The 17,262-nt window shown below is 65.7% G+C and carries 15 protein-coding genes and 1 tRNA gene; 11 read left to right on the top strand and 5 right to left on the bottom strand.

The genetic code is table 11. The features are described 5' to 3' along the window. Positions 1-52: 52 nt before the first annotated feature. Entirely contained in the window at positions 53-940 is an 888-nt protein-coding gene (locus tag JOF56_RS01165; RefSeq protein ID WP_209633507.1) for a LysR family transcriptional regulator, read from the bottom strand. Between the two features lie 82 nt (positions 941-1,022). Between JOF56_RS01165 and JOF56_RS01160 the strand changes: the two genes are divergently transcribed. After that, positions 1,023-2,246, top strand: a complete 1,224-nt coding sequence (locus JOF56_RS01160; protein WP_209633505.1) for an MFS transporter — start codon at positions 1,023-1,025, stop codon at positions 2,244-2,246. Between the two features lie 78 nt (positions 2,247-2,324). Here JOF56_RS01160 and JOF56_RS01155 read toward each other — a convergent pair whose 3' ends face one another. Next, positions 2,325-2,615: a helix-turn-helix domain-containing protein gene (locus JOF56_RS01155; protein WP_209633503.1), complete on the bottom strand. Its 291-nt coding sequence runs from the start codon at positions 2,613-2,615 to the stop codon at positions 2,325-2,327. 77 nt (positions 2,616-2,692) lie between these two features. Between JOF56_RS01155 and JOF56_RS01150 the strand changes: the two genes are divergently transcribed. The 5 genes from JOF56_RS01150 (at position 2,693) to JOF56_RS01130 (ending at position 8,569) form a co-directional block, all read left to right on the top strand. Further along, positions 2,693-3,094, top strand: a complete 402-nt coding sequence (locus JOF56_RS01150; protein ID WP_209633501.1) for a hypothetical protein — start codon at positions 2,693-2,695, stop codon at positions 3,092-3,094. Positions 3,095-3,176: 82 nt separating this feature from the next. Further along, on the top strand, positions 3,177-3,566 hold the full coding sequence (locus JOF56_RS01145) for a hypothetical protein (protein ID WP_209633499.1): 390 nt from the start codon (positions 3,177-3,179) through the stop codon (positions 3,564-3,566). A gap of 23 nt (positions 3,567-3,589) precedes the next feature. Beyond that, positions 3,590-4,663: a LacI family DNA-binding transcriptional regulator gene (locus JOF56_RS01140; protein WP_209633497.1), complete on the top strand. Its 1,074-nt coding sequence runs from the start codon at positions 3,590-3,592 to the stop codon at positions 4,661-4,663. Positions 4,664-4,770: 107 nt separating this feature from the next. Continuing rightward, positions 4,771-4,843 (top strand) — tRNA-Arg (locus JOF56_RS01135). A gap of 501 nt (positions 4,844-5,344) precedes the next feature. Then, a complete protein-coding gene (locus JOF56_RS01130) occupies positions 5,345-8,569 on the top strand; it encodes an AfsR/SARP family transcriptional regulator (RefSeq protein WP_209633495.1) in 3,225 nt (1,074 codons plus the stop codon). Here the strand turns inward: JOF56_RS01130 and JOF56_RS01125 are convergent. After that, positions 8,557-9,636: a hypothetical protein gene (locus tag JOF56_RS01125; protein WP_209633494.1), complete on the bottom strand. Its 1,080-nt coding sequence runs from the start codon at positions 9,634-9,636 to the stop codon at positions 8,557-8,559. The two genes, JOF56_RS01130 and JOF56_RS01125, sit on opposite strands and share 13 nt — an antisense overlap. Positions 9,637-10,021: 385 nt before the next feature. Between JOF56_RS01125 and JOF56_RS01120 the strand changes: the two genes are divergently transcribed. The 4 genes from JOF56_RS01120 to JOF56_RS01105 are packed head-to-tail and all read left to right on the top strand — an operon-like array spanning position 10,022 to position 14,416. Continuing rightward, the gene (locus JOF56_RS01120; protein ID WP_209633492.1) at positions 10,022-11,110 is read left to right on the top strand and encodes a hypothetical protein; all 1,089 of its coding nucleotides are present in this window, start codon (positions 10,022-10,024) and stop codon (positions 11,108-11,110) included. Then, positions 11,107-12,267: a toxic anion resistance protein gene (locus JOF56_RS01115; protein ID WP_209633490.1), complete on the top strand. Its 1,161-nt coding sequence runs from the start codon at positions 11,107-11,109 to the stop codon at positions 12,265-12,267. The genes JOF56_RS01120 and JOF56_RS01115 overlap by 4 nt, the downstream gene beginning before the upstream one ends. Beyond that, positions 12,264-13,853 carry a VWA domain-containing protein gene (locus JOF56_RS01110; protein WP_209633488.1) on the top strand — a complete coding sequence of 530 codons (1,590 nt, stop codon included), beginning with the start codon at positions 12,264-12,266 and terminating at the stop codon, positions 13,851-13,853. The genes JOF56_RS01115 and JOF56_RS01110 overlap by 4 nt, the downstream gene beginning before the upstream one ends. Continuing rightward, positions 13,853-14,416: a hypothetical protein gene (locus tag JOF56_RS01105; protein WP_307854863.1), complete on the top strand. Its 564-nt coding sequence runs from the start codon at positions 13,853-13,855 to the stop codon at positions 14,414-14,416. Before JOF56_RS01110 ends, JOF56_RS01105 begins: the two co-directional genes overlap by 1 nt. Positions 14,417-14,432: 16 nt before the next feature. On the opposite strand, the gene JOF56_RS01100 is transcribed toward JOF56_RS01105, so the two are convergent. Continuing rightward, complete coding sequence (locus JOF56_RS01100; protein WP_209633484.1) at positions 14,433-15,428, bottom strand: hypothetical protein; 996 nt, start codon at positions 15,426-15,428, stop codon at positions 14,433-14,435. Continuing rightward, positions 15,421-15,942 carry an RNA polymerase sigma factor gene (locus tag JOF56_RS01095; RefSeq protein ID WP_209633482.1) on the bottom strand — a complete coding sequence of 174 codons (522 nt, stop codon included), beginning with the start codon at positions 15,940-15,942 and terminating at the stop codon, positions 15,421-15,423. Before JOF56_RS01095 ends, JOF56_RS01100 begins: the two co-directional genes overlap by 8 nt. A gap of 117 nt (positions 15,943-16,059) precedes the next feature. Between JOF56_RS01095 and JOF56_RS01090 the strand changes: the two genes are divergently transcribed. After that, positions 16,060-17,259: an MFS transporter gene (locus JOF56_RS01090; RefSeq protein WP_209633480.1), complete on the top strand. Its 1,200-nt coding sequence runs from the start codon at positions 16,060-16,062 to the stop codon at positions 17,257-17,259. The last annotated feature ends 3 nt before the right edge of the window (positions 17,260-17,262 follow it).

Raw genomic sequence — 17,262 nt, 5'->3', positions numbered from 1 at the left:
GTAGTAAGAGCGCGTGACCAGGTCAATCCAGCAGGCTTGCGTGCAAACGATCTCAGGTAGTGGACCAGGTGTCGAGTAGATCCAGTAAGGTCTGCAGCGCGCGGCTTGGCGGCTTGCCCGCGAGTGTCGCGATGGTCATCAGCCAGGTCATTTCGGGCGCTACCAGCGGCAATCGGACCGTGCCCGGTTCCACGTCCGGGCGTACGTCCGGAATGACCGCGACCCCAAGCCCAGCCCGGACATACGCGGGGACCGAGCTCATGTCGGCGACCTCGACGCCGACGCGCCGGGGTGCGCCCATCGCGTCGAACGCGCGATCGACGCAGATCCGGTTGCCGAACCCGGCCGAAGTGTCCACAAACGACTCACCGGCCAGGTCACGCAGGGAGACCTTCGAACGCCGGGCCAGCTTGTGGCCCTCCGGGAGCAGGGCGACGTATCGCCAGCTGGCCAGCCCTCGCGTGGTCAGCCCGACCAGGTCGGACTCCGGCAGGCCGAGTAGTGCGACGTCCAGGCGGCCGCTGCGCACGTCGTCGGCCATTCCGGTGGATCCGGTCGTGGACACCGTGACATGGATGTCCACCAGCGGATAGCGCTTGTGGAACGCACCGAGCAGGCCGGGCAGGTCAATGACCGAAATGTTCGTCATTGTTCCGACCCGGATGCTGCCGCGCAGTCCGGTCGCGGCCTCCTGTGCGACGGCCATTGCCCGGTCGACGGCCTCGATTGCAGCCTTGGCCTCCGGCAGGAACGCGCTGCCCGCCGCCGACAATGCGACCTTTCTGGTCGAGCGATCGAACAGCGTTGTACCGAGTTCGGCTTCGAGGGACTTTATGGCGGCCGACACAGTGGACTGGACCGCGTACAACCGCTGGGCGGCCTTGGTGAAGCTCAGTTCCTCGGCCACCGCGACGAAGTACTCGAGCTGACGCGTCTCCATGCCCTGAATTATCGTCCAAGGCGATATATCTGGCCAAGATTCTTCGTTGGACTTGATGGTTGCTGCGAGTCACGGTGGAGACATGACATTCACCGCTGTTGCTCGTCCGCAGGTGCCGGCCGCAAGTCGGCGCGTCAGCCATGGTGGTGGCTTCTGGGTGATCGCCACCGCGTTCACCGTGTCGCTCGCGTTCTCTACGTTGCCGACGCCGCTGTACGGCCTCTACCAGCAGCGCGACGGGTTCCCGACCTGGGTGATCACAGTCATTTTCGCCGCGTACGCCGTCGGTGTCGTGGCCAGCCTGTACCTCGTCGGGCACGTGAGCGACTGGCTCGGCCGTCGCCGGGTGATCGTCGGTGCGACACTGGTCGAGGCGCTGTCCGCACTGGTCTTTCTGGCCTGGCCGGATGTGGCGGGATTGATCCTCGCCAGGCTGATCGGTGGTGCGGGGATCGGTGCGCTCGTGGCCACGGCGACCGCACATTTGTCGGAGTTGCGCCTTGTCGCCAAGCCGTCGGCTGACCCGGCCTCGTCGGGGCTGATCTCGAGCGTGGTCAACATGGGCGGGCTCGCCATCGGGCCGCTGATCGGTGGTCTGCTCGTGCAGTACGTGGCCGGGCCGTTGACTGTGCCGTACCTGATCTTCCTGGGGCTGCTGATCGCCAGTGCGATCGCGGTCAGCCTGGTGCCGGAAACCGTTGCGCGCCGGGAAGAGCGCCCGGCTTACCGGCCGCAGCGGATCTCATTGCCGCGCGCTGCCAAACCGCAGTTCTTCGGCGCCGCCACAGCTGCGTTCGCCGCGTTCGCGATCACCGGCTTGTTCACGGCGCTCGCGCCGACTCTGATGAACCTCGCGTTTCACGAGCCGTCCAAGCTTCTGGGCGGTACCGCCACTTTCGCTGTGCTCGCCGCCGCTGCCGTCGCTCAGATCCTGTTCGCCGGCCTGGATACCCGTCCGCAGCTCAAGCTCGGATTCCTGTTCATGGCTGTGGGGCTGGTCGTGCTTCCGGTTGCCGTGCTGACCTCCGGGCTGTGGTTGTTCTTCGCCGGTGCCGTGGTCGCCGGTGCGGGCATCGGACTGGGTTTCCGGGCCGCCGTGGCGACAGCTGCTTCCCTTGCGGAGCCTGCGTTTCGCGGTGAGGTCCTGGCTGCGTTGTTTCTCGGTGCGTACGCCGGGCTGGTGATTCCCGTGCTCGCGATCGGGGCCGCACTGGTGTGGGTGTCCAGTTCGGTGGCGGTGGTGCTGTTCTCCGCGCTGGAACTCGGTCTGCTTTATTGGGCCGCGCGCCGGATTCTGCCGCTGTAGGTTTCGGCAGAACCGATTCCTGAAGTCAATTGTTTTGGCGCAGGTAGCGATCGGTGTGCAATTGCTGAGAGCTACGCTTCAGGGGCTTCGGTGAGGCGGCTCCTTCGGGTATGAAGGCGCGTCCAGCAGGTCGTCGAGTTTGAAGGGGTTCTCGGTGCCTGCCGGGCGCCCCAAGGCCTCGGCCAATCCGCGGACCAGCGGTTCCAGTGATCCCGGTTCCGGCTTCGCCTCGCCGGTCTCCCATCGGGAGATCTGGAATCTCGACAGTCCGCACTTGTCCGCCAGTGCCTGCTGTGTCAATCCGGCCCGTTCCCGCCATATGCGCAGGCGGGCGCCGCTGAACGGTAGGGCGAGCGGACTCCTTGCCATGCCTGAACGCTAGCGCTAGCGAGCGCTTGCATCAAGTCGATTCGCCACACGTTCGGGTGTTGCGCTAGCGTGCGCTCATGAGCGCCCATGAATCCGGCCGTGAACGCCTGACAGCACACGTAAGGCGCTGCCAGGCGCTGCTCGAGGAACTGTGGGAAGTGACCGCCGAGCGCGGCAAGCTGTCCGAGCAGACACTCAGACGTCTTCGCAACCCGCGCTACTACGACAAGGAACTCACGCCGGCCAACAAGACCGGCATCGAGGACGCGTTGTACTGGAATGTGGGCGACGTCGACCGCGTCATGCAGGACCCGGACTTCGTGCCGGTCAGCCGCAAGGTCAATCGCCGGATCGATCTGGCGGCATCCGTCGAGGACATCGCGGGCTACCTGGACGACCTGCGCGCCGGGCGGCCGGCCGACTTCCAGCAAGCCCTGCACCGGCTGGACATCAAGTGGTCGCCGCCGGCCGGCGGATGAGGTCAAGGCCAGGTAGTTGGCTGTTGGCAGACATGAGATGCTCAAGCCCGCGCGAGCCGGCACTCCTCGAGAGGCGACAAGGGTGACCACCTGGACCGAAGTGATCAACTATGTCCGGACCCGGTACGAGGTCCTGGAGGAGACCGACAGCTGGCTGCGTTTCCGCCTTGACACAGCCGAGGACCGCACCCAGCAGGTCTCGGTCCACCACGTGCCCGACGCCCACGGCGCCTGGCTCGAGATCTCCTCGCCCGTCGGCTGGGCGGACAAGATCGACCTGCGTCGGTTCCTGGAGCTGGCCGGGACCTCCACAGTCGGCGGCGGCGCGGTCGTCGACAGAGTCGCGCTGCTCAAGCACACCGTGCCACTCGAAGACCTCAGCGTCCGCGAGGAGTTCGAGCGACCGCTGAAGTTCGTGGTGGCCCGCGCGGACGAGTTCGAGCAGGAACTGACCGACGGCGACCACTTCTGATCGCAGGTCAGTACCCTTTGCGCGTGAGTTCCAGGCGTCCCACGCTCGACACCGTGGCACGTGAGGTCGGCGTGTCGCGGGCGACGGTGTCGAACGCCTACAACCGGCCCGATCAGCTGTCCGAGCGGTTGCGCGAGGAGATCCTCAGCGTCGCGGCCCGCCTGGGCTACGCGGGACCGGACCCGGTCGCGCGGAGCCTGGCGACCCAGCGCGCCGGGGCGGTCGCGGTGATGCTGGACAAGGGATTGTCCGCGGCGTTCTCCGACCCGGCGCTCTCGATCATGCTGGACACGTTGGCGTCGACCGTCGACACCGGCGAACGGTCGCTCGTGCTGATGCCCGGTGGGCCGAACGGCGGAGGCCCCCTTCCGGCAGCTGTCGCACGCGTGCACGCGGATGTCGTGGTGGCGTACTCACTTCCGAACGACGCCCGGGCCATAGCGGCGGTCCAGCAACGAGGTCTGCCCCTCGTCGTAGTGGACCAGCCGGCTGACGCGCACACTGCGAGCGTGCGCGTCAACGACCGCGAAGGCGCCCAAATGGCCGCACACCACGTAGCCGAACTGGGGCATCGCGACATCGGCATCCTCAGCCTCGACCTGATCGCCGACGGCCATCGCGGCCCAGTCAGTCCACAGAGGATCGCCGCGGCCCAGTTCCACGTCACGATCGAGCGCCTGGCGGGCTACCGGGCGCACCCGGCGAAAAATCCACCCATCTGGGAAGCATCGGAAAGCGTGCGCGAATTCGGCCGCGAAGGCGCCCATTGGCTCTTGGCTCAATCTCCTCGGCCAACCGCACTACTCTGCATGTCCGACGAACTGGCAATCGGCGCAATCCGCGCCGCACGTGAGATAGGTCTCGTCGTCCCCGACGACCTCACAATCGTCGGTTTCGACGACACACCGGCCGCCGCCTGGTCCGACCCGCCCCTGACCACAGTCCGCCAAGATCTTCTCCAGAAGGGCAGACAAGCCGGTGAGCTGGTACTTCGCCTTCTGGAAGGCCTCGGCCCAGGCGAACCGGTGATCATCGGCGCCACGCTCGTCACCCGCACCTCCAGCGCCGCGGCCAGACAGAGACGCCTACCCCGGTGATCTTGTTCACCCGGACTGGTGCGATTCAGAAACACCAGAGCACTTCCGAACGATCACACCTCATGAGGCGGCTAACCTGCACCCATCCGACAGGCCTGCCGCCCTCGGCCCCCGTAGCTCAGCGGATAGAGCGAGTGACTTCTAATCACTTGGTCGCAGGTTCGAGTCCTGCCGGGGGCACTCGCTCTGGGTGACCTGTGTTCGCGGAGAGCGCGAGCCGGGTCGCTCGTCGTGTCTTCTGGGGGGCGACCCCCAGACCCCGCGCCCCGGCGCGTCCGCTTGGTTGCATGGGCGCTGTGGGGCGCGCCGGGGGCCACTTGCGCCGGGTTGGTGTGGATGTGGTCGGGGCTTGAATTCTGGTGTTGGAATCTGGCGCTTGCACATTTGGTGCTCGTTCTGTTTCTTGTGCGAAGAGCTGATCTTTGTTGGCGTGGTTGGGTGTCTTTGAGAATCATGTGACAGTGTTTGGCCGGCAATGTGGGGCTTTGGCATTTGGCATGCGGTTGCGGGTCGTGCTGGGCTGCTTGGGTCTGGGGGAGGGGTGCGTCACGGGGCTGGCGGGACGGGGGTTTGCCAAGACTGGGTGCTGAGACGGGTGTGGCGAGGTCAGGGGCTTGGTGGTGAGGGCTGGGTAACGGGGTCTTGCGTCGGGACCATAATGGCGGGCGGGGTGAAGCCGGCATGCGATTTCGGGTCCTGGGTCCGGTTCGGGTCTGGCACGCCGGGGAATGGGTGACCATCCGGGCGGCGCAGCCGAGGGTTGTGCTTGCGATCCTGCTTATCGAGGCTGGGCGGGTGGTCAGTGCGGATCGGCTCGTCGATGAGCTTTGGGGGGATCATCCGCCGCGGACCGCTCTCAACACCGTGCAGGGGTATATCGCGCGGCTACGGAAACTTCTTGGGGATGGTTCGCAGACGCGGCTGCTGACGCGGGGACGGGGTTATGTCCTTGAGGTGGCCGACGGCGAGCTGGATTCGTGGGTGTTCGACCGGCTTGTCGAGGCTGGGCAGCGGGAGCTTGCTGGTGGGCGGCTTTCTGCCGGGGTTGAGCAGCTTGTTGAGGCCTTGGCGTTGTGGCAGGGGGCGGCCATGCACGATGTGCTGGCGTCGCCCATGGTTGCGGCTGAGGCGAATCGGCTTGAGCAGCGTCGGCTGACTGCGCTTGAGGCGCGGCTTGGTGCGGAGTTGGCGCTGGGGCGGCACGTTGAGACTGTTGATGAGCTTGCTCGTCTTGTTGAGGAGTATCCGCTTCGGGAGAAGTTGCGGTGCCACTTGATGCTGGCGATGTACCGGTGTGGCCGGCGGGCTGAGGCGTTGGATGTTTACCGCAACGGGCGGGCTGTGCTGGTGGCCGAGCTCGGGATGGAGCCTGGCCCGGAGCTGAGTGAGCTTGAGCGGGCGATTCTTGCCGACGACCGGACGCTGGCCGGTGGCGGCGTCGCTGTGCGGGTCACTCCGGCGCAGGTACCGGCCGGCGTCGCGGGTTTCACCGGGCGGCATGGGTTTCTGCGTCAGCTTGATGGGTTGCCGCCGGCCGTCGGGATCGTTGTGGTGGCCGGGACTCCTGGTGTCGGCAAGACCGCGCTCGCTGTGCATTGGGCGCATCGCGTGCGGGATCGGTTCAGCGACGGGCAGCTTTACGTGAATCTGCGTGGTTACGCTTCAGGCCCGCCGGTTGAACCGATCGACGCGCTGGCAAGGTTTCTGCACGCGCTCGGGGTGGCGGCTGAGCAGGTGCCGACAGATGTTGACGAGGCTGCTGCGTTGTATCGCAGCCTGTTGGCTGATCGGCGCATGCTTGTCCTGTTGGACAACGCGCATCACCCGGATCAGGTAAGGCCGCTGCTGCCGGGTGCGCCTGGCTGCATGGTGGTGGTGACCAGCCGCGACGCGTTGACTGGGCTCATTGCGAGAGACGGCGCACGCGGGCTCAGGCTTGACGTGCTGACCGTGGGCGAGGCGAAGACATTGCTTGCCTACCTGCTGGGGGAGCAGCGGGTGCACGCGGAAGCCTTGGCGGTGAGCGAGTTGGCCGAGTTGTGTGCGTATCTGCCGCTGGCGCTTCGCATCACGGCGGCCAACCTTGGAGCGCACACCGTCACCGAGTACTGCGAGCTGTTGCGCGCTGGCAATCGGTTGGCCAACCTCGAAGTCGAGGGTGACGAGCAGACGGCGGTACGAGCGGCGTTCGACTTGTCGTATGCCGTATTGCCTGAAGACGCGCGTCGGCTGTTCCGGCTGCTCGGCCTCGTGCCGGGTGCCGATGTGACGGTTGACGCGGCTGCCGCGCTCGCCGGTATCACCACGGATGCGGCGGCTCTGCTGTTGTCACGGCTCCATGCGGCACACTTGGTTGATCAGCACGCCGCCGATCGCTACGGCTGTCACGACTTGTTGCGCCTGTACGCGAGTGAGCGTGGAGAGCTGGAAGACTTGCCAGCAGCACGCCAAAATGCAGTGAATCGGTTGTACGACTGGTATCTGTACACCGTCGACGCCGCGGCAACACTGCTATATCCGCAAATGCGCCGACTTACGTTGCCGCCTGTCGATACCGAGCAGCTGTCAGGGACGTTCGCCGACAACACACAAGCGTTGGCGTGGCTGGACGCTGAGCGGCACAACCTCGTGGCAGCGATCCGCCACCAGTCGTTGCCGGTGATCGGACTGCTCGCTGACGCACTGCGTGGGTATTTCTGGCTGCGTATCTACATTGTGGACTGGCTCACCGTCGCGAGTGCGGGTCTCGCTGCGGCGGAGGCCTGTGACGATCTGACCGGGCAGACCGGTGCGTTGCTCAGCCTTGCCGACGTCAACTTCCGGCAGGGACAGTACCAACAGGCGATCGACTTCTCCGCTCGTGCGCTGACCACTGCCAAACGGGCGGGCTGGGCTGAGGGAGAGGCGGCTGCGCTCAACAATCTCGGCAATCTGCACAACATGTCGGGACGTCTGCGTGACGCCGTCGGCTTCTATCAGATCGCGCTGGCGCTCAACCAGCGATTGCAGCGGTTGCCCAACCAGGTCAACAACCTCACCAACCTTGGCATAGCCGCGCATCGTCTGGGCGACCTGCGCACAGCCCTGGCCAGGTACACCGATGCGCTGGAGATCAGCCGGAAGATCGGGTCCAGCCATGCCGAGGCCGTCAATCTCAGCAATTTCGGTGTGGCGCTGCGTGATCTCGGCCAGTACGACGAGGCACTCGACCATTTGCGGAACGCACGGGCCAAGCACCAGGAAGTCGGTGATCGCGGTTCGGAGGTCGAAACCGGCAACGAACTGGCCGCGTTGTTCCGTGACACAGGCGAATACAGTGCCGCGCTTGAGCACGCGCAGGCCGCGCTCACCATCGCCCGCGACGTCGTCTACCGGCATGGCGAGGTCGATGTGCTGAACACGTTGGGCTCCATTCATCTTCGCCTTGGACACCAGGCGATCGCGGTCGACCACCACAGGCAGGCGCTGGCTTTGGCTCGCGACACCGCACATCGGTACGGCGAAACCAGTGCGCTGATCGGGCTTGCGGTCACACAGCGAGATGCTGCACCGGCGCAGGAGGCCATCGAGCTGGCGAACACTGTTGGCTACCGGGTACTGGAGGGTCAGGCTCGTGTCGCGCTCGCGAGGATCCGTCTGGCCGAGGGCGTCGCGGATACCGATCTTGCTGAGCAAGCGCTTGCTTGTCATCGTGAGACCGGTTATCGATTGGGTGAGGCCGAGGCATTGCGTGTGCTTGGCGCGATCGCGGATCACGCTGGGAATGCTGATTTGGCCCGGGCCCTGCGGCGCGATGCGGGCGCGCTGTTGTCCGCTATCGGCGCCGCAGACCCGGACACCGCGTTCTCGTCAGGCCTAGGGGTGCCGTCGGCGAGTACCGCGTCGGTGTCACGTCATGGGGAGTAGTAGGCCAACGAGAACCAGTTGTCGGCCGGCGTGCCGTTTGCGTCGAAGCAGGTGATGTCGATCAGTCCGGCCGGTTGTGAACCCGGTTTCAGGGTCCAGCCGACGATGTTGCAGAACGCGCTCGTGTTGCCGTTCACCGTGAGGTGAACCGTGTTCGGTGCCTTCAGCGGACCGTAGATCTCCACCTGGTAGACGCCAGGGCCGGATCGGGTAATCCGGTGCAGGAGCCCGTTCGGAGCACGGTTGCGATCCGGATTCGGGGTGTAGGACGGCGATGTGGGCTGGTTTGCCTGCAGGTAGCCGAAGAAACCGTTCCGGTCGCCGACGATCGACCGCTCGTGCATGTACACGAGCGTCCATTGTGGAGGTCCAGCGGCCGCGGAGAGCGGATCGCAGCGCACCTGCGCGTCGGCACCCAACTCGTGCGGATACCACTGGAAGATCGCGCAGCGCGCCGGCGTCGGCCCGGCCGAGGACACCTGCACGCTGCCGGCGATGTTGATGAAGGCCTGGCCGAAGAACCGTGCGGTCCAGATACCCGCGGCCGGGTTGTAGTAGATCTCCACGTTCCCGCCGGTCGAGTTGTAGCGCAGCGGCGGATTCACGTAGGTCGTCAGCTTGGGCTCGTTGTTGTACACGTAGCCGTAGGCGCCGGGCGCCCCGCTGTCCGGCGGGGCCGAGTAGAAGAACGACAGTGTGAACTTGCTGTCCCTGGGCTGCATCCCGCTGTAGCAGTTGACCAGGACGTCTTCGGCAGTGCCGTTCTGGCCGAATCGAGTCAGCTGGCAGTGCACGCCGCTGCCGCCGACCGCGGTCACAATCGGCACACCAGGCGAGCCCGCGCCGGTGATGTTCACCCTGTAGGCGCCAGTGCTCGTCCTGGTCACGCTGGACCGGATGTCAGGCCTGCTGGCGGCCTGGTTGGCCGGCTGATAGGACGCTGTGGCCAGCCGGTCGGCATACAGGAAGGCCCACACCTGCGCCTCGACCGCCTTGGCGGGTAGGGCCGACATCAACGCCGTGGTCACGACCGTGATCACCATGACGACCAGAACTTGTGCCTTCACGTCCTCGCTCCCTTTGTCGCCTCCATGGCGCACCACTGTGGCGACACCCGCTGAGTTGGCGCTGAGTTGGCGGCGGCTCAACTGCGACTCAGAGATGACTCAGCGCCCGCACGGACGATGGGCACACCCGGACCAATCTCCACAGGGGGACAGCGCGCCGCCGCCTGGGGCGCAGCCGGCGGCGGCGCGCTGTTCGGCTACGGGTGGTTCAGCGTAATCGCGTGCTGACAGACAGGTGCGTCGAGCGCGATAACGAAGTTTCCTTTGCTGTGTATACCTGGCGTTCACTAACAGTTCATCAACCGATGCCCTGCCCGCTGCGTCAATTAAGTTGAACGAACTGCATGATCCAGGTGGGACATTCAGTGAGGGGAGGCGACCGCGCGTGAAGCGGCGGTTGTCGATCGTACTGGCGGCAGTGCTGCTCGTGGCGGTCGTCGTAGTGATCGTTCTTGACCGGCAAGGGGAGGACACGCCTGCGGGAAACGCCTTGGTGGTCCGTGGCGTGATCGGTTCGGAGAAGCTGGCGTTCTTCCATGACCAGCGCGTGGCCGACGCATTCGCCAAGCACGGTTTACGGGTCGAGGTCGACTCCGCGGGCTCGCGGCAGATCGCCACCACTGTCGATCTGAACAAATACGAGTTCGTTTTCCCGTCCAGTTCTCCGGCAGCGCAACGCGTCCAGCGTGATCGCAAGATCACGACCGGATACACGCCATTCCAGTCGCCGATGGCGGTGGCGACTTTCGACCCGATCGTGCAACTGCTGACCGTCAACGGGCTGGTACGCAAAGGGCCGGGCGGCGAGCCCGTCCTGGATGTCGGCAAATACCTCGAATCTGCCAAGGCCGGCACGCGCTGGGACCAGTTGCCCGGCAACACCGCTTTCCCGGCCCGCAAGAACATGCTGATCACCACGACCGATCCGCGGGATTCCAACTCCGCGTCGATGTACCTGGCGATCATGTCGTTCGTGGCCAACGGCAACGCGGTGGTGACCACCGAGGAGGCCGAGAACCGGCTGTTGCCGCAGTTGACGAAGCTGTTCCTGGATCAGGGATACACCCAGAACAGCACCGAGGGGCCGTTCGAGGACTACCTCGCCGCGGGGATGGGCAAGACACCGCTGGCGCTGATCTACGAATCGCAGTACCTCGACCGGCAGCTGCGCGGCGACGGCGGAATCCGCCCGGAAATGCGGATGCTCTACACCGCGCCGACCATTTTCTCCAAACACACCCTGGTCCCGTTGTCACCCAACGGAGATCGAGTCGGTCAGCTGCTGACCACCGATCCGGAACTGGGGCGGCTGGCGGCGACGTTCGGCTTCCGCACCAACGACGCCCGTTATTTCACCCAGGTCGTGACCGAGCACAAACTCGCTGTGCCAACCGACTTGGTCGACATCGTCGAACCACCGTCCTTCGAGACGCTGGAACGGCTGCTGGACGCGATAGGCAGGCAATACCGGTGACAGATGATCTGGTGCTGACTCCGCCCGACCCGGTCGAACCGATCCCGCCCGCGCGGGCCGCGGGGCTGATCACACTCGGCGAAGAGGTGATCGCGGATGTGAGTGGCCGCGCCGAGGAATTCACCGAACGGCTCACGGCTCTGGACCCGCGTTCTCCCGATTTCGGCAAAGTCCTGGACGAGCTGATGACCGTCGGTTCCGCTGACATGCGTGTCGCGGCAGGTATTGCCGGCGCGTTGCTGGACCGTTCGGCCAAGGCGCTGGCCGGGGCACGTGGCGAGAAAGCGTCGACACAGCAGGAGATCGCGTTGAGCCTGGCCGAATTACGCCGGACTGTGCGTGAACTCGATCCGACGAAGCTGCCGTTGACCGGACGCAAGATCCTGCGCCTGATCCCGGTGGCCAACGAGGCGAAGAAACTCTGGTCGCGTTACCAGGCTGCCAACGAACCGGTGAACGCGTTGGTAGTGCACCTCCGGATGCGTCAGGACCTGTTGCACCGCGACAACTCCGCCATCAAGGGCGAGCGCGAACGGTTGTGGCAGAACATGACCAAGCTGTCCGAGGCGGCGGCGTTCGCGGCTGCTGTCGACGAGGCGATCGACCGGCAGGCGAGCGTGCTGGATCTCGCCGATCCTGGCCTCGCCACAGCGTTACGCAGCGACGTGCTGCATCCGATTCGCCAGCGTCACCAGGACATCCTGACGCAGCTCGCGGTTTGCGCCCAGGGATATCTGGCGTTGGACCTGTTGCGGCGCAACAATGACGAGTTGATCAGGGGAGTGGAACGAGCCGTTTCCACGACTGTTTCCGCGTTGCGGATCGCCCTGGTGATCAGCGGCGCGCTGGCGCACCAACGGGACGTGCTCGAAGAGATCGACGCCTTGCAGTCCACAACAGAGGGCCTGATCAGGTCCAACGCGTCGTTGCTGATGTTGCAGTCCGAGGACATCCGCCGTGCCAGCAGCGATCCAGCGGTCGGTGTGCAGACCATCCAGGCTTCGTTCGACCAGATCTTCCAGGCGATCGACGCGATCGACGAGTTCAAGGCGGGGGCGGTGCACAACATGGCGTTGACCGTGAACGCGCTGTCCACCGAGCTGCACCGCGCGGAGGACTACCTCCGGCGTTCGCACACCGCGGAGAGGGCCGGATGAGAAAGCTCGTTGCTCTGGGGCTGGTTCTGGCGCTGGCGGGTTGCGACTCCAGCACCACTCCCGACCCGGCCCAGCCGCTCGGCCCGCCGAAACCAGGCACGTTACGCATCCTGGCGGGCAGCGAGCTGGCCGACATGAAACCGATCCTCGACCAGGCTGCCCAGGCGACCGGCGTGACGGCCACCTTCACCTTCAGCGGCACGCTCGAGGGTGCCGAACAGCTGGCCCGGGGTGACGCGGCCGGCAAGTTCGACGCGGTGTGGTTCTCCTCCAACCGGTATCTGCAGTCGTTGCCCGAGGCCAACAAGCGGCTGGGCAACCAAGTCAAGATCATGAACTCGCCGGTGCTGCTGGGCCTGTCGAGCACCGCGGTCCGTCGGCTCGGCTGGGAGAACAAGCGGGTCAGCTGGAGTGAGATCGCCGAAGCCGCAGGCAACAAGGCTTTCACATACGGCATGACAGACCCGTCTGCATCCAACTCCGGCTTCTCCGCGCTGGTCGGCGTCGCTTCGGCGTTGGCAGGCACCGGAAGCGCGGTCACGCCTGACCAGATCGCCAGTGTGTCCCCCGCTTTGACGAAGTTCTTCGCCGGCCAGGCGCTGTCCGCGGGCTCCTCGGGGTGGCTGTCGGAGGCGTACCAACGCCGTGCGACCGGCGCGGACGCCGGGCAGAAGGTCGACGGCCTGATCAACTACGAGTCGGTGCTGCTGTCGATGAACGCGGACGGCAAGCTGCCCGAACCGTTGTCGCTGGTCTATCCCAGCGACGGTGTCGTCAGTGCCGACTATCCGCTCACGCTGCTGTCCGACGCCAACAACGACGCCCGTGACGCACACCAGCGGCTATCGGACTATCTGCGCACTCCTGACGTGCAGCGCAAGATCATGGACACCACCCGGCGGCGCCCGGCGATCCCGGGAATTGGCGACTTCTCGCCGAAGGACCTTGTCGAACTGCCCTTCCCCGCGGGCAACGACGCGATCGACGCGCTGCTTTCGGCGTATTTCAACAAGATCAGGCGGCCGTCACGGACGCTGTACGTGCTGGACGTGTCCGGTTCGATGCAGGGTGAGCGGATCGAGTCGCTACGGTCGGCGCTGATCGCGTTGACCGGCGCGGACGGCTCACTCATAGGCAAATACCGGGGCTTCCGCGGCCGGGAGGAAGTCACGCTGCTGCCGTTCGCCAGCACTCCCGGCGCGCCGGAGACGTTCACTGTGCCGGAATCCGCGCCCCAGGCCGAGCTGGACAGAATCAAAGCCACGGCGAGCAATCTGAAGGCCAGCGGCGGCACGGCGATCTACGACAGCCTGCTGCGCGGCTACCAGCTGCTGGGGCAGCCCAGCCCGGACCGGTTCACCTCGATCGTGCTGATGACCGACGGCGAGAACCAGAATGGCTCCCCGCTCGGCGCCTTCGAGGCGGCTCAACCGCGGCTGGCGAAGATCCCTGTGTTCACCGTGCTGTTCGGCGAGGGCAGTCCGGACGAGATGAACCGGGTCGCGGCACTGACCGGCGGGCAGGTGTTCGACGCCCGCAACACCCCGCTGGCCAAGGTGTTCCAGGAAGTCCGTGGCTACCAATGATGAAGTACCTCGGGTCCACCAAGAACCTGGCCGGTTCGGCTTTGGGGCTGGTGGGCGTCCTGCTCTACGTGTTCGGCGGCGTCGGCGCGTACTGGCCTGTTGTGGTGATCGGCCTTTACGGCGTCGGCGCGTTGCTTGCGCCTGGTGAGCGGGTGCGGTTGATCGCGGCGAGCACGAGCACCGAGACCGAGCAGCTCCGCGCCGATCTGGCCGTCCTGGTCGAGCGGGCGGGCCAAGGGCGTTTGCCCGAGGGTGCGGGGGAGTTCGTGCACCGGATTCACCAGGTCCTCAGCGAGATGCTGGCGCGGCCCGCGGCGTTCAGCGCCGACCCGGACCTGCTTCACCGCGTGATCCGGGTGGCCAGAGTGGACCTGCCCACCTCGATCGAGGCGTACCTGAACATGCCGAAATGGCTGGCCCGCCGCGACGAGCTGCTCACCCAGCTCGACCTGATCGAGTTCGAGGCCCACCAGATCGCCGAACGCTTCTACGCCGACGACATCAACAGGCAGTCCGACCACACTCGCTACCTGCGTGAACGGGCGGGCCGTCCAGAGCACTGACACGGCCCGCACCAGCTCACCCCCGGGGTTTCTCGCCGGACTTTTCGGCGACTCCATATGTGAACACGTCGATGGATTTCTGGTTGTCGACGAAACGCCTGTACGCGATCAGCGAGCCGTCCTTGGGGTCGATGACGATGTCCTGCTGCGCGCCCCCGTTTGCTTTGGCGGGTAAGCCGACCGCGATCCCTGTGCGGCCGTCGATCGTGACCGACTCCTGTGTCACGGTGACGCCCGGCAGGTACTTCGTGGCGCGCAAGAGCGTGGCCCGCATGTCGGCAGGCAGCATAAAACCTCGGCTCACGAACAGGAGGAAGTTACCCAGTGAGGGGTTCGCCCGGGGGACGCTCGCGCTGAGCTTCCGGTACATGGCTTCCGGGTCGCGGGGCAGGCCGGCGGCGTGCTTCGGCTCGAGGATCTCCCACGCGGGTGGCGGGTTTGGGCGGGCCGTGGCGAACGCCCCGTGTTCGGCTGCCCGATCGGTTGTCCGGAAGTCGCACTTGACTTCGTCCCCGACCTTGCCACTGACCTGTCGTACTCCACTGAGTTGAAACCACTCGGCCGCCGGGTCGCGAGGGATCCAGGTCTGTTCGGCGTACATCGGCAAACTATCGCATTGCTTGGAAGAGGGCGGCGGCCTTTCGGAAGAGGGCGGCATTTCGTAATAGAGCGGCGGAGGGGAGGTGGACTCGAGACTCACGTAGCGAAACTGATTCTGCATGAGGTCCGGGTCCCGGACCAAGCTCGCCGCTCTGTCGAGAACCGATGCAGCGCTGGCGGTTTCCGCCAGTTCGGTGTCACTGGACGGAATGAACAGTGCCGTCGTCGCCACCAACGCGACACCTGCCGCCACGGAAGCGATTCTCAGCCACTGCCGGGGCTTGCGGCGTTGGGCGAGAACGCGTTCACGACCTGCCGCAAAACTTTCTTCGGTCATCCGCGGGGTGTCGGCGAGGACAGCCCGGACGATGCTGTCAACACCGTCAACCTCGGGATCGTCGACGTCAGGCATGGTTGTCCTCCTTCACGGTCAATGCCGTACGCAGTCGCGTACGGGCGCGATGCAGGCGTGAGCGCACCGTGGACACCGGCACATCGAGTACTGCTGAGATCTCGCTCGGGCTCAGGCCGGCCCACGCGACGAGCAGTAACGCGTCCCGTTCCTCGCTTCTGAGCTCGGCCAGGACAGCGGCTGCCTGTCCGGCGAGGATGCCCGCGTCGGCTGATTCGGCGACCCGTGCGCCGAAGTCGTCGACCGGCATGGCCCGGCCGCTTTCCCTGGCCCACGCGCGTAATCGCCGGTGTTCGCGCCGGACATGGTTACGCAGCAACGTTGTCGCGACGCCGTAGAGCCAGGCTTTCGGGCTCGCCCTGGCCGGGTCGTATCGGTCGCGGTGCTCCCATACGGCCAGGAACGCGTCCGCGACGAGGTCGTCCGCCGTCTGCGGGCCGACTCGCCTCGCGAGGTAGTAGTGCAGGTCGCGTGCGTGCGTGTCGTACAGCTCAGCGAGGTCGAGTGCGCTCACGGAACCTGTTTGGTCGCTAGAGCCAGCTGCGTCCCCCATGACGGATTCGATCGTAACCCCATCGCTTCTCTGAAGCGCTTCAGTTACCATCGGCGGGGAGACTCAGAGGGAGGTCACGTGCGTGCTGGAATAGCCGCTGTCCTGGGCGTTTTCGCCCTCAACGGCATTGTCTTCGGGTCATGGGCGCCGCGTGTGCCCGCGCTGGCTGCCCAGATCGGCGCGGCGGAAGGCACACTGGGGCTGTCCCTGCTCGGCGCCAGCACCGGCATGATCGCGGCCGCTCTGCTCAGCGGATCGCTGTGCGCGCGATATGGCGCCCGGATCATGGTCCTGATCACAGCGATCGCAGGATGCGCTGTCCTCCCTGTGCTGGGGATGACGCAATCGCCTCTGCAGCTTGGCTTGGTCCTCGTGGTGCTGGGAGTCGCGGTCGGTGGTCTGGACGTCGCGATGAACGTCGCCGCGGTGACGGCCATCCGGCAGTCCGGGCGCGCGATGATGCCCGTGTTCCACGCCGGTTTCAGTATCGGTGGTCTGCTTGGGGCGCTCGGTGCGGCCACAGCGGTGGCGTTCGAGCTGAGCCCGCTACGGCATTTGTCCATTGTGGCGGTTGCCGGTGCGGTGATCACGGTCTCGTTCTCCCGGTGGATTCCCGTTGAACAGCTGCGGCCTGAGGCGGAGAACATCGGTCCGAAGCGGTCGCTCGTCAAACGGCCGGTGCTGTGGTTACTCGGGTTCATCGCGTTGTGCTCGTCGGTCGCCGAGGGTGCGAGTGTCGACTGGTCGGCGTTCTTCGGCGTGCACCAGCGGGGGATAGGCGAAGCCGCGGCGGCGCTGGTCTACGCGGGGTTCTCCATCTCCATGGCCGTCGCGCGTTTGCTCGGCGAACGCATCGAGAGGCGTTGGGGCGCACAACGGATGCTCATCGGTGGCGCGACTCTTGGTGCGGCCGGTCTTTTCATCGCAGTGCTTGTGCCTGTGCCCGCGTTCACCTACATCGGTTTCGCGTTGGCAGGTATGGGGCTGGCTTACGGGTTCCCGGTCGCGCTGGAGTTGGCGGGTGCGGTCGGACGGCGTGAAGACGGCGGCGGCGGCGAACGCGAACTCGGATTTGTGACCACGATCGCGTACAGCGGATTCCTGCTTGGGCCGCCGCTGGTCGGTGGCATCGCGTCGGTCACGAATCTGGCCGTGGCGCTGGGCATCACCGGTGTGATCGCGTTGGCGATAGCGCCGCTGGCCCTGCTGGCGGCCCGCGCGCGGCGCCGTGAACAGCAAACCAGTCAACAGGCCGTCCAAGCGCTGCACACGAGGTGACTA

The organism is Kibdelosporangium banguiense (genome assembly GCF_017876405.1).
GTDB classification, from domain to species: Bacteria; Actinomycetota; Actinomycetes; order Mycobacteriales; family Pseudonocardiaceae; genus Kibdelosporangium; species Kibdelosporangium banguiense.
This window is presented reverse-complemented; position numbering and strand designations above follow the sequence as displayed.

Coding starts and splice junctions, on each gene's coding strand:
- JOF56_RS01165 (WP_209633507.1), bottom strand. CDS start 940: ATGGAGACGCGTCAGCTCGAGTACTTCGTCGCGGTGGCCGAGGAACTG.
- JOF56_RS01160 (WP_209633505.1), top strand. CDS start 1,023: ATGACATTCACCGCTGTTGCTCGTCCGCAGGTGCCGGCCGCAAGTCGG.
- JOF56_RS01155 (WP_209633503.1), bottom strand. CDS start 2,615: ATGGCAAGGAGTCCGCTCGCCCTACCGTTCAGCGGCGCCCGCCTGCGC.
- JOF56_RS01150 (WP_209633501.1), top strand. CDS start 2,693: ATGAGCGCCCATGAATCCGGCCGTGAACGCCTGACAGCACACGTAAGG.
- JOF56_RS01130 (WP_209633495.1), top strand. CDS start 5,345: ATGCGATTTCGGGTCCTGGGTCCGGTTCGGGTCTGGCACGCCGGGGAA.
- JOF56_RS01110 (WP_209633488.1), top strand. CDS start 12,264: ATGAGAAAGCTCGTTGCTCTGGGGCTGGTTCTGGCGCTGGCGGGTTGC.
- JOF56_RS01105 (WP_307854863.1), top strand. CDS start 13,853: ATGAAGTACCTCGGGTCCACCAAGAACCTGGCCGGTTCGGCTTTGGGG.
- JOF56_RS01100 (WP_209633484.1), bottom strand. CDS start 15,428: ATGCCTGACGTCGACGATCCCGAGGTTGACGGTGTTGACAGCATCGTC.